9 protein-coding genes are annotated in these 11,089 nt (G+C 73.7%); 3 read left to right on the plus strand and 6 right to left on the minus strand.

What is annotated here, in order from left to right; translation table 11 throughout:
• Positions 1-154 precede the first annotated feature (154 nt).
• The 3 genes from EAD96_RS06255 (at position 155) to EAD96_RS06265 (ending at position 5,145) form a co-directional block, all read left to right on the plus strand.
• Complete coding sequence (locus EAD96_RS06255) at positions 155-1,405, plus strand: DivIVA domain-containing protein (RefSeq protein ID WP_047894792.1); 1,251 nt, start codon at positions 155-157, stop codon at positions 1,403-1,405.
• Positions 1,406-1,576: 171 nt separating this feature from the next.
• Complete coding sequence (locus EAD96_RS06260; RefSeq protein ID WP_121683579.1) at positions 1,577-3,637, plus strand: hypothetical protein; 2,061 nt, start codon at positions 1,577-1,579, stop codon at positions 3,635-3,637.
• 296 nt (positions 3,638-3,933) lie between these two features.
• A complete protein-coding gene (locus tag EAD96_RS06265) occupies positions 3,934-5,145 on the plus strand; it encodes an AI-2E family transporter (protein WP_121683580.1) in 1,212 nt (403 codons plus the stop codon).
• 4 nt (positions 5,146-5,149) lie between these two features.
• On the opposite strand, the gene EAD96_RS06270 is transcribed toward EAD96_RS06265, so the two are convergent.
• The 6 genes from EAD96_RS06270 to EAD96_RS06295 form a co-directional block, all read right to left on the minus strand.
• Positions 5,150-5,959 (minus strand): alpha/beta hydrolase, encoded by an 810-nt coding sequence (locus EAD96_RS06270; protein WP_121683581.1) that lies wholly within the window; start codon positions 5,957-5,959, stop codon positions 5,150-5,152.
• 67 nt (positions 5,960-6,026) lie between these two features.
• Positions 6,027-6,359: a hypothetical protein gene (locus EAD96_RS06275; RefSeq protein WP_121683582.1), complete on the minus strand. Its 333-nt coding sequence runs from the start codon at positions 6,357-6,359 to the stop codon at positions 6,027-6,029.
• Positions 6,360-6,458: 99 nt separating this feature from the next.
• Positions 6,459-7,532: a hypothetical protein gene (locus tag EAD96_RS06280; protein WP_121683583.1), complete on the minus strand. Its 1,074-nt coding sequence runs from the start codon at positions 7,530-7,532 to the stop codon at positions 6,459-6,461.
• Positions 7,529-8,023, minus strand: coding sequence for a SigE family RNA polymerase sigma factor (locus EAD96_RS06285; RefSeq protein ID WP_120573404.1), 495 nt, complete (start codon positions 8,021-8,023; stop codon positions 7,529-7,531). The genes EAD96_RS06280 and EAD96_RS06285 overlap by 4 nt, the downstream gene beginning before the upstream one ends.
• A gap of 41 nt (positions 8,024-8,064) precedes the next feature.
• A complete protein-coding gene (locus EAD96_RS06290; protein WP_121683584.1) occupies positions 8,065-9,855 on the minus strand; it encodes a 3-hydroxyacyl-CoA dehydrogenase family protein in 1,791 nt (596 codons plus the stop codon).
• A gap of 123 nt (positions 9,856-9,978) precedes the next feature.
• Entirely contained in the window at positions 9,979-11,043 is a 1,065-nt protein-coding gene (locus tag EAD96_RS06295; RefSeq protein ID WP_121683585.1) for an alpha/beta fold hydrolase, read from the minus strand.
• Between the last annotated feature and the right edge of the window lie 46 nt (positions 11,044-11,089).

Here is an 11,089-nt window from a genome sequence, read left to right on the forward strand (position 1 = left end):
CCGCAGAAGCCCGACCCGCCCCACCCGCCCGGGAGCTGCCAAGATCGCCAATTGGTCCGGTCTCACCGGACTGCGGAGTTGACCATGTAAACAGGACGCGAAAGGTGCCCACCGCTCTTGCGAACCACCCTGGGGCGTCTGCCAGTATGTCCCAATGCCCCAGCAGCAGTCCTCCCCTCTTGCGTTCTTCGATAACGCGAACTCACAGCCCGATTTCACCGTTGGCCTGCGTGGTTACAACACCAACCAGGTCGACGACTTCATCGGCCGCCTCAGCGCCGCCCTGAGCCAGTCCGAACAGGCCCGCGCCGAGGCCGAGCAGCGGATGAACGACGCTCAGCGCCGCCTGCGGCAGGCCGAGCAGCGCCAGAGCGCGCTGGAGCAGAAGCTCACCGAGACCAACAAGCAGCTCGAGGAGAACAGCCGGCCGACCCTGTCCGGCCTGGGCACTCGCGTCGAGCAGATCCTGCGGCTGGCCGAGGAGCAGGCCAACGACCACCGCAACGAGGCCAAGCGCGAGTCGGAGGGGATCCTCTCCGCCGCCCGCCTCGAGGCGCGCGAGATCACCGACAAGGCACGTGCCGAGGCCGCCGCCATGAAGGCGACCGCCGAGCGCGAGGCCGGCAGCGTCCGTACCGCCGCCGAGCGCGAGGCCGCCGAGGTCCGCGTGCAGGCCCGCCGCGAGGCCGACACGCTGCGCGCCGACGCCGACCGCGAGACCAAGCAGCTGCGTACGGTCACCGCGCACGAGGTGGCCGAGCTGAAGTCGACTGTCGAGCGCGAGGTCGCCACGCTGCGCGCCACCGCCGAGCGGGAGATCACCCAGCAGCGGGCGAAGGCCGCCCGGGAGGCCGAGGAGAAGCGGGCCGAGGCGACCAAGCTGCTCACGGACGCGCGCGACAAGCGCGACAAGGACCTCCAGGCCCTGGAGCTCCAGCTCGCCGAGCGGCGCGAGAAGGCCGAGCGCGAGGAGTCGGAGCGGCACGCCGCCCAGGTCGCGCAGACCCAGAAGCTGGTGAACGAGGCCGAGCAGCGGGCCCGTGCCGCGCAGGAGCGGGCCAAGGAGATCGAGCAGCGGGCCGAGGCCCGCCGGGTCGAGTCCGAGCGCACCGCCAACGAGACCGTCGACAAGGCCAAGGCGCTGGCCGACAAGACGCTCAACGAGGCGCGCGCCGAGGCGCAGCGGGTGCTCAACGAGGCCCGCACCGAGGCCGAGCTGACCACGCAGGCGGCCCGCCGCGAGGTCGAGGACCTGACCCGCCAGAAGGACGCGGTCACCTCGCAGCTCGGGCAGATGCTGTCCGGCCTGGCCGGCATCGTGCCGGGCGTGCCGGCCGGCGGCAAGGCCGAGGCGCCGAAGGCGGACGCCTCCGGCCAGAAGGTGTCGGCGGAGTCGGCCGGCTGATCGAACACCCGCTGTCGGGGGCATGAGCCACGGCGCGGGGTGACGCCGGGTGACCGGTGTCGCCCCGCGCCGTCATGCTTGTGCGGCCCGTTTCGCCAGGAGGGTGAAGTAGCTCCCAGAAGGGGCGTCCGTATCGCCCCAGCAGAGCCGGATGCGTGTGAGGATGGGGGCATGTCGCACGGCGAGGAACTGTTCGCGCTCGGCGGGGACGTGACGACGGAGCCCAGCTTCGAGTCCGCCCTGCGGGGATACGAGAAACGGCAGGTCGACCGCTACGTCGCTCGCGCGGAGCACGAGATCGCGGCGTTGACCACCGAGCGGGAACAGGCGTACACCCAGATCCACAAGCTGGCCGGTCAGGTCGAGGTGCTCCAGCGGGACCTGGCCCAGGTGCGCAAGCAGGCGGCGGTGGTGGACCGGGCGTCGTTCCGGCACCTGGGTCCGCGCGTCGAGCAGATCCTCACCATGGCCGAGGAACAGGCCGACGAGATCCTCGGCGCCGCCAACGAGGAGATCGAGGCCCGCCGCGCCGCCGCCGAGCACATCGTCGAGGAGGCCCGGGAGCAGGCCGCCCAGGCGCTCAAGGACTTCGAGATCGCCCTGGCCGCCCGCCGGGCCGAGGAGGAGCGGCACACCGCCGCCCGCAAGGCCGAGGCCGAGGCCACGCTCAAGGCCGCCAAGGACGAGTCCGCGCAGCTGCGCAAGGCCGCGCAGGACGAGTCGACGAAGCTGCGGACGGCCGCCCAGGACGAGGCCGAGAAGCTGCGCCGGACCGCCCAGGACGCGCTGGCGAAGGCCCAGCAGGAGGCCACCCAGCTCCGCGACACGGCCAAGGAGATCCACGCCCGGGCCCAGCAGGAGGCCGCGCGGCTGCGCGAGGCGGCCAAGGAGGCGCTGGCGAAAGCCCAGCAGGAGGCGAGCCAGCTCCGCGAGGCGGCCAAGGAGGTACACGCCAAGGGCCAGCAGGAGGCCAAGCGGCTCACCGACGCCGCCGCCGAGGCCGGCCGGGCCACGCACGCCAAGGCGCTGGCCGAGGCCAAGAAGATCGTGGACGACGCGGAGGAGGCCGCCAAGGCCACCCGCGGCCGGGCCCGCACCGAGGCCAACCGGCTCACCACCGAGGCCGCCGAGGCCGGCAAGCGCAACCGCGCCGAGGTCGAGGCGTACGTGCAGCGCATGCGCACCGAGACCGAGGCGTACGTGCAGCAGTCCCGCGCGCAGACCCAGCAGGAGCTGGGCGCCTGGCGGGCGGGGGTGGAGAAGGAGGTCGCCGAGCGGCGGGACAGCGCGGAGAAGGAGCTGGCCCAGCGCCGGGCCACCGCCGAGCAGGAGTTCGCCAAGCGCCGCGACGAGCTGGACAAGCAGCACGCCAAGCGGCAGGAGGAGCTGGAGCAGGCGTACACCACGCGGCGCGACGAGATCGAGCGCACCGCCGCCGGCGTCCGGGAGGCGGCCGAGGCCGACGCGCTGAGCATGCGGCAGCAGGCCGAGCTGGAGGCCGCGGAGCTGCTGCGCCGCGCCGAGGCGGACGCCACCGCGCAGCGCCGCAAGGCCGACGAGCACGTGGCGGCCTCGCGCCGCCAGTTCGAGGAGTACGCGGCCACGACCCAGCAGCACCTCGCCACCACCCAGCAGCACCTGGCCTCGACCCAGCAGGAGGTGGCCGCCGGCCGGCAGCAGCTCGCCGGGGTGATGCTGGAGATCGCCAAGGCCCAGCAGGAGCTGGCCGACCTGCGTACCGAGACGTGGAAGTCGCGGCAGGAGTCCGACGACCTGCAACGCCGCCTCACCGATCTGCGGGGCGACGCCGACTCGGCCGGGATCGCGGCCACCCCGGTCGACCCGGACGACCTCGCCACCGCGGCCTCCGGCCGGGCCGGCGACGACGGCGGCGGCGAGCCCGCCGACGCTCCCGTCGGCAGTGGCGCGCCGGTGGCCGCGAAGGGCGCCGCCCCGGCCGCGCCCACCGGCACCGGGCCGGCGAAGGGCGACGGCGAGCCGGCCGAGGCGGGCAAGGCGAAGCCGGTCGGTGAGCCGGTGACCACGATGGACTCCCCCGCCGGCGCGGGCGTCGACGGGGAGCCCACTGTGGCCGCCGTACCGGGCGAGGGTGGCCGGGGCGCCACCCCGACGAAGATCACCAGCACCGGCGAGAACGGCAAGCGCCCGACCAAGCCGACCACCGACGAGCGCAGCGCCAAGCCCAGCACGGTCAGCGTCGACAAGGACTGATACCCCCCGCCGCGCCGGATCGGGGAGGTGGTGGCATCCGCCGCACCCGGACCCCACCACTTCCCCGAACCGGCGGGCCCAGCGCCACGTCGGCGAGGTGGCGGCATCCCACCCACCCGGACCACACCACCTCCCCGAACCGGCGGGCGACCCGCGCCGGGGCGGCCCGCCGGGACGGCCGGCGGGCAGTGGTGTGGGATGGTCGGGGCGGACGGCGGCGACTACCCTGCCGGCAGAGGGCCGCTCGTCGGCCGTGGACGTCACCGGCGGGCGAGCCGGGCAGCGGGGAGGCACGGGTGTCACAGGAGGGTTCCGCCGCCCGGGACGACGAGGCCGCGGACGTGAACACCTCCGGCGAGGCGGAACCCGCGCCCGACGCCACCCGCACCGCCGGCAACCCGCGAGCCGGCACGAGCAGCGAGCGGCCCGTCGACGTCGAGCCGGCTGAGTTCGAGCCGAGCGGGCGCTTCGGCGTACCGGGGCGGCCGCTGCGGCGCAGCGCCTTCCTGGTCGGGTTCACCGGCGCGCTCGGCGTGCTGCTGGCGTACGCGCTGTTCCTGGGCATCCGCAACGCCGCGGGCATCCTGGTGCTCGTGGTGATCGCGCTGTTCCTCGCGGTCGGCCTGCACCCGGCGGTGGTCCGGCTGCACAAGTGGGGCGTGCCGCGCGGCCTGGCCGTGGCGGTGGTGACGCTCACCGTGCTGCTGCTGATCGTCGCCGGTCTGCTGGCGCTGGTGCCGCCGGTGGTGACCCAGTCCGGCCAGTTCATCCAGCAGCTACCCGGCTACGTCGAGGAGCTGCGACGCAATCCCACTGTCAACGACCTCGTCATCCGGTACGACGTGATGGAGCGGGTCCAGGCGGCGGCGAACGCGGACACGATCGGGCGGGCGCTCGGCGGCGTGCTCGGCGGCGCGCAACTGGTCTTCGGGACGATCTTCCGGCTGCTCACCGTGCTGGTGCTGACGATCTACTTCCTGGCGTACTTCGACAAGCTGCGCGAACTCGGGTACGCGCTGGTGCCGCGCTCACGCCGGCAGCGGGTCCGGCTGATCGGCGACGAGATCCTGACCCGGGTCGGCGCGTACATGGTCGGCGCGCTCGCCATCGCGGTGCTGGCCGGGGTGACCACGTTCGTGTTCGCGCTGGCGGTCGGCCTGCCGTACCCGTTCGCGCTCGCCGTGGTGGTCGCGGTGACCGACCTGATCCCGCAGATCGGCGCGACGCTGGGCGCGGTGGTGGTGACGCTCGTCGGGCTCGCCACGGACCTGCCGGTGGGCATCGCCTGCCTGGTGTTCTTCGTGCTCTACCAGCAGGTGGAGAACTACCTGATCTATCCGAAGATCATGCGTCGGGCGGTGTCGGTCAACGAGGTGGCCGCGTTGCTCGCCGCGCTGCTCGGGGTGGCGCTGCTGGGCGTGGTGGGCGCGCTCATCGCGATCCCGACCGTCGCCGCGTTGCAGCTGATCCTGCGCGAGGTGGTGCTGCCCCGCCAGGACGCCCGCTGAGCCGTTACTCGGCGCGCCGCTGGTCCGGGCCGGGCACCGGGGTGTCCGCGAAGGCGGCGACCGTGCGGTCGGCGTACGCGCTGGCGTCGCCGGTCTCCATCGGGCCGTCCCAGGTCGTCGGCAGCGGAAGCGGTACGCCGGGGGCGACCCGCCGGACGACCTCGTCCAGCACCTTCTCCGCGTCGCCGACCCAGAGGTGCTTGGCGCCGTCCACGCCCACCACCTCGGCCTGCGGCACGACGGCGAACCGCTCCCGGGCCTCCTCCGGGCGCAGGTAGTCGTCGAACTCGGGCACCAGGGCGGTCAGCGGCTTGCCCGTCTCGGCCCAGACCGCCAGGTCCTCCGGCGCGGAGTAGCGCAGCGGCGGGGAGAGCAGGATCGCGCCGGCCACCGCCGGGTCGCAGCCGTACTTCAGCGCCAGGTCGGTGCCGAACGACCAGCCGACCAGCCAGACGTTCGGCAGCTCGTGGAACTCGGCGTACTCGATCGCGGCGGCCACGTCGAACCTCTCACCGACCGCGCCGTCGAACGCGCCTTCGCTGGTGCCGCGGACGCTTGTGGTGCCCCGCGTGTTGAACCGGAGCACGGCGAGGCCGGCCAGCGCGGGCAGCCGCCAGGCCGCCTTGCGGAACACGTGGCTGTCCATCATCCCGCCGTGGGTCGGCAGCGGATGCAGGCAGACCAGCGTGGCGGCCGGTTCGCGGTCCAGCGGCCGGGCCAGCTCGCCGACGAGCGTCAACCCGTCGGCCGTGTGCAGCTCGATGTCCTCCCGGCGGCCGGGCAGGATCGACGACGCGCGAATCGGAGTGCTCACGCCTGCCAGTCTCCCGCGTCGGCGGCCCCGCCGCCCAGCGGGACGCGAACCGGGTGATCCAGATCGCTCAGCCGTAGCGCGGGGCGCCCCGGCCGCGCTGGAGGTTCGGCCCGCGCCGGTCCCGGGCCCGCCAGCAGCCGGAGTGCCAGTGCCGGCGGTCGGTCAGGTCGCCCCGGTCGTCGGCCGGCCAGGCCACCAGGTGCGCCACGCCCGGCCGGATCTCCTGGTCACAGCCGGGACAGCGGTACGTCTTGACTGATGCGCCGCCGCTGATCGCGCGTATCTGCCAGTCGCCGTCGCGCCACTGCTGCACGGTCGGCACGCCGTGGCGGGCACGCTCGGCGTCCACGGCGGCGATGTCGTCCCGGCGGGGGCGGTTGCGACGAGGGCTCACGGTCACCAAGCGTACGGTCCGCCGGCCGGACCGGCCCGGGCGATCTTGGTACGGATGCGCCCTTCCCGGGGCCGTTCCGTACCAAGATCTGCTCGTGGTGGCCGATCAGGGCCAGGTCTGCGGACGGGTGAGGTCTCTCGCCACCTTTGTCCCGACGAGCACTGTCGCCGCGTCGGTCTCGGTGAAGTCCACCTGGCCCGCGGGTCGGTCGCCCGGGAAGGCGAAGTCGACTGTCAACCGCCCCTTGGGCAGGCCGAGCAGTTCCAGCCGGGTGCCGTCCGGATAGAGGAAGCCCGGACGGCCGCCCAGGTCGCGGTTGCTGCGGCGACCCGTGTCCTCCCCCATCTCCGCCCCGTAGACCAGCCGCATCCACATGGTCGAGGAGGGCTCCCGGATGACAGTGAGCTGAGCCGTGACGCCCTTCGGGAAGGCGGCCACGTCCACCGCGCATCCCGTCATCACCGCGTTGGCCGGCAGCGTGGTCAGCCGCACCGGCCCCGTGCATCGCCGGGCTTCGTCCCAGCGCACCAGGCCGGCGACCCGGTCCAGGGCGGTCACGTCACCGCGAAGCGTGGCGGCCCGGGCGTAGAGGCCGGGAAAGGGCTGCCACGACTTGACCAGACCGTCCGTGCCGGCGACGCGCAGCACCCCACCGTCGAAGGTCAGCCGTCCGCTGGCGGCCTGCATCGGGAATCCGTCGATCGGCGTGTCGTCGAGGGTCTTCGCCACCGGGCTCACCTCGAGCAGGACCGGGTGTCCGTCACCGACGCTGAACCGGATCGACTCGACCCGGTTGGAGCTGTGGACGGACCAGCCCAGATAGCGGGCCCGGGTGGTGTCGACGCCCAGGTGCAGCACCTGCGGATCGGTGCCGACCAGGTCGGGGCGGTCGCGCGCGGCGGGCACCCCGTCGGCGAGCGGCGGCACCGGGGGCGGCGCCGTCGCCGGCGTCGCGGCCGTCCAGGGCATCCGCCCGGCCAGCCCGCCCACGTCCGCGCGTATCGCGCCGGTGAAGCCGAGCACACCGACCAGGGCGAGCGCGGTGCCGGCGGTGACCCGGCGGCGTACCCGACGGCGCCGGCCGAGCGCGCGGGAGCGGCGCAGCAGGCGTCCGGTGTCTGTCTCCCCCTCGGCGCGCTCCCGCAGCACCGAGGCGATCCGTTCGTCGAGGTCGGTCACGGCCGGCTCCCCTTCGTCATCGGGACGCCGCAGCGCTCCCGGAGGTGGGCGAGCGCCCGCATCGCGTGGGTGCGGACGGTGACCGGGGAGCAGTCGAGGATCTGGGCGATCGTGGCGTCGTCCAGGTCTTCGTAGTAGCGCAGCACCAGCACGGCGCGCTGACGGTCCGGGAGGGCGCGGATCAGCCGCCACATCTCGTCCCGGTCGGCCGCCTCGCCGCCGAGGTCGCCGCGCTGGGGCCGGTCGGCGAACGTGTCCACCGCCAGCTCGCGGCTGGACCGGCGCCGCCACCACGACGTGTTCGCGTTGACGAGCATCCGCCGCACGTACACGTCGGGCCGGTCGGCGCGGGCGATCTTCCGCCAGTGCACGTACGCGCGCGCCAGCACGTCCTGCGTCAGGTCCTCGGCCCGGTGCGCGTCACCGGTCAGCAGCCGGGCCAGACGCAACAGAGCCGGGCCGCGGCTGCCGACGTACTCCTCGAAGGTCACACCTCGAAGACGCCGTCACCGGGCCCGGCTGTTGACAGCGGTCAGCGCCGGGTGTGGTCGCGGAAGCCGCGGCCGGACTTGCGGCCCAGGTAGCCGGCCGTGACCAGGTGCTCCAGCAGCGGCGCCGGGGCGAAGCCGGGCTCGCGCAGCTCCAGGTACAGCTCCCGCTGGATGGCCAGCGAGACGTCCAGGCCGACCACGTCGAGCAGCTCGAACGGGCCCATCGGGTAGCCGCAGCCGAGCTTCATGGCGTAGTCGATGTCGTCGGCGGTCGAGTAGCTGGCCTCCAGCATCTTCACCGCGTCGTTCAGGTACGGGAACAGCAGCGCGTTGACGATGAACCCGGACCGGTCGCCGCAGACCACGCCGGTCTTGCCGAGCTTCGCGCAGACCGCGCGGGCGGTGGCCGACGTCTCGGCGGAGGTGCGGATGGTCTGCACGATCTCCACCAGCGGCATGATCGGCGCCGGGTTGAAGAAGTGCAGGCCGACCACGTCGGCGGGGCGCTGGGTCGCCATCGCCACGTCGATCACCGGCAGCGACGAGGTGGTGGTGGCGAGCACGACACCCGGCTTGCAGATCTCGTCCAGGCTGGCGAACAGCGCCTTCTTGACGCTCAGCTCCTCGATCACGGCCTCGACCACCAGGTCGACGTCGGCCAGGTGCTCCAGCGTCGCGGACCAGGTGATCCGGCCGAGCGCGGCGTCCCGGTCGGTCTCGCTGAGCTTGCCCCGCACCACGCCCTTGTTGAGCGAGGTCTTGACCGCCTCGCAGACCTTCGCGGACTTCTCCGCGCCCCGGGTCACCGAGACGACCTCGTACCCGGCCTTGGCGAACACCTCGATGATGCCGGTGGCCATGGTCCCGGAGCCGACCACGCCGACCTTCGCGATGGCGCGGGCGCCGTCGGCGAGCGCGGCGTCCGCGGCGAGCGGCGTGTACTCGTCGGGTACGACCTTCGGCGAGCCCGGCCGCTCGTAGGTGTAGAAGCCGCGACCGGACTTCCGGCCCAGCAGACCGGCGGTGACCATCTGCTTGAGCAGCGGGGCCGGGGCGTGCCGGCGGTCCCGGCCGCCGCGCCGGTACATCGTGTCGAGGATCTCGTACGCGGTGTCCAGGCCGATCAGGTCCATCAGCGCGAGCGGGCCCATCGGCAGGCCGCAGCCGAGCTTCATGGCGGCGTCGATGTCCTCGCGGGTGGCGTAGCGGGCCTCGAACATGCCGACCGCGTGGTTCAGGTAGCCGAACAGCAGCGCGTTGGCGATGAAGCCGGCCCGGTCGCTGATCGTCACGTCGACCTTGCCGAGCCGCTCGCAGAGCGCCTCCACGTCGGCGACCACGTCGGCCGAGGTGACCACCGTGCGGACCACCTCGACCAGCTTCATCACCGGGGCCGGGTTGAAGAAGTGGATGCCGATGACCTGGTTCGGCCGGGTGGTGGCGACGGAGATCTCGGTGACGCTCAGCGAGGACGTGTTGGTGGCGAGGATCGCCTCGGGCTTGCAGACCCGGTCCAGCTCGGCGAAGATCCGCTGCTTGAGGTCCAGGTGCTCGGGCACCGCCTCGATCACCAGGTCCACGTCGTGCAGCGCGTGCAGGCCGACCCGGAAGTCGACCCGGGCCAGCAGGGCGTCCCGCTCGGCCTCGGCGAGCTTGCCCTTGGCGACGGCCCGGTCCGTGGAGCCGGTGAGCGTGGCCCGGCCGCGCTCCAGCGCCCCGTCGGAGATCTCGACGGCTGTGACGTCGACGCCGTTGCGGGCGAACACCTCGACGATGCCGGCACCCATGGTGCCCAGACCCACCACGCCCACCCTGGTGAACTCCCGCGCCACGACCGGCCTCCCCTGGCTCGACTCCGCCGTTCGCGACATGAACGGCCGCTAAGGTTATGCGCCGGAGTCTGCCACGTGACGCTGTGTTGTCGAGACGCCGTGGGATATTTCACGCACCGCGCCTCACCCGGTGGCGTTCTCCCCTACCAGCGCCAGCAGCTCGGCGACGAACTCCGCCGGCCGCTCCAGGTGCGGGCTGTGCCCGCAGCCGGGCAGCACCACCTCCCGGTAGGTCCCGCCGGCCGCCGCGTACCGGTCCAGCACCGCGCGGGTCTGCCCCACCATCGGCTGCGGCGGGCACTCCTGCGGACCGGGCCAGCCGGGCACCACACCGAGCTGACCGAGGTACGCCAGGTCGAACAGCGAGGTGTCCGAGACGATCACGTCGGCGTCGCCGCGTACCCAGGTCACCGGCGGCTTGACCGGCGCGGCGACCAGCTCGTCGGCGAGCCGGAAGTGGGCCGGGGCGAGCGTGTTGAGCACGCCGCGCCGCCCGGCGGCGGTCCCCGGCCAGTGCGGCGAGGCGACGGCGGTGCCCGGGTAGTTGTCGTCGCCGGTGGCGGTGGTCAGCATGCTCTCCAGCAGCAGGTCCTCGTCGTCGCCGAGGGACGCCGGGTCGGCCACGTACGCGGCACGCAGCACCGCACGCGGGCTGGTCGGGCCGTCCGCGCCCCGGTCACCGGCGGCGAGCCGGGCCACGAAGTCCGGATTAGCGCCGCCGGCACCGGTGCCGGCGAAGTCGGGCGTGGTCGGGGTGCCGTCGAGGTCCCGGGTGCCGCCGAAGCCGTACGGGGACACCGGCGCCTCCAGCAGCAGACCGGCCACCCGCTCCGAGTGGCCGACGAGCAGCCGCATCGCCACCCCACCGCCCAGCGAGTGCCCGGCCACCACCGGCCGCGCGCCGGGCCGGAACAGCCCCGGGGCGTCCAGCAGCGCGGCCACGTCGTCGGCGAAGTCGTCCAGCCCTCGGGTGGCGTCGACCGGCGCGGTGTCGGTCTCGCCGTAGCCGCGCAGGTCGGGCGCGACCACCCGGAGCGTGTCCGGCAGCCGGGCGAGCAGCGGTTCCCAGAACGCGGAGGAGGAGACGTTGCCGTGCACCAGCAGCACCGGCACGCCGTCCGGTGGGCCGGCCACGCGGACCGCCTGGGTGATGCCGTTGGCCTGGACCGTGAGCCGTGCGCTGCGCATCCGCGCATGCTGGCACGCGCCCCCGCCCCCGCACCATGTCCCCCAC

The organism is Micromonospora sp. BL1 (genome assembly GCF_003667485.1).
GTDB lineage: Bacteria > Actinomycetota > Actinomycetes > Mycobacteriales > Micromonosporaceae > Micromonospora > Micromonospora tulbaghiae.

Coding starts and splice junctions, on each gene's coding strand:
- EAD96_RS06260 (WP_121683579.1), top strand. CDS start 1,577: ATGTCGCACGGCGAGGAACTGTTCGCGCTCGGCGGGGACGTGACGACG.
- EAD96_RS06255 (WP_047894792.1), top strand. CDS start 155: ATGCCCCAGCAGCAGTCCTCCCCTCTTGCGTTCTTCGATAACGCGAAC.
- EAD96_RS06295 (WP_121683585.1), bottom strand. CDS start 11,043: ATGCGCAGCGCACGGCTCACGGTCCAGGCCAACGGCATCACCCAGGCG.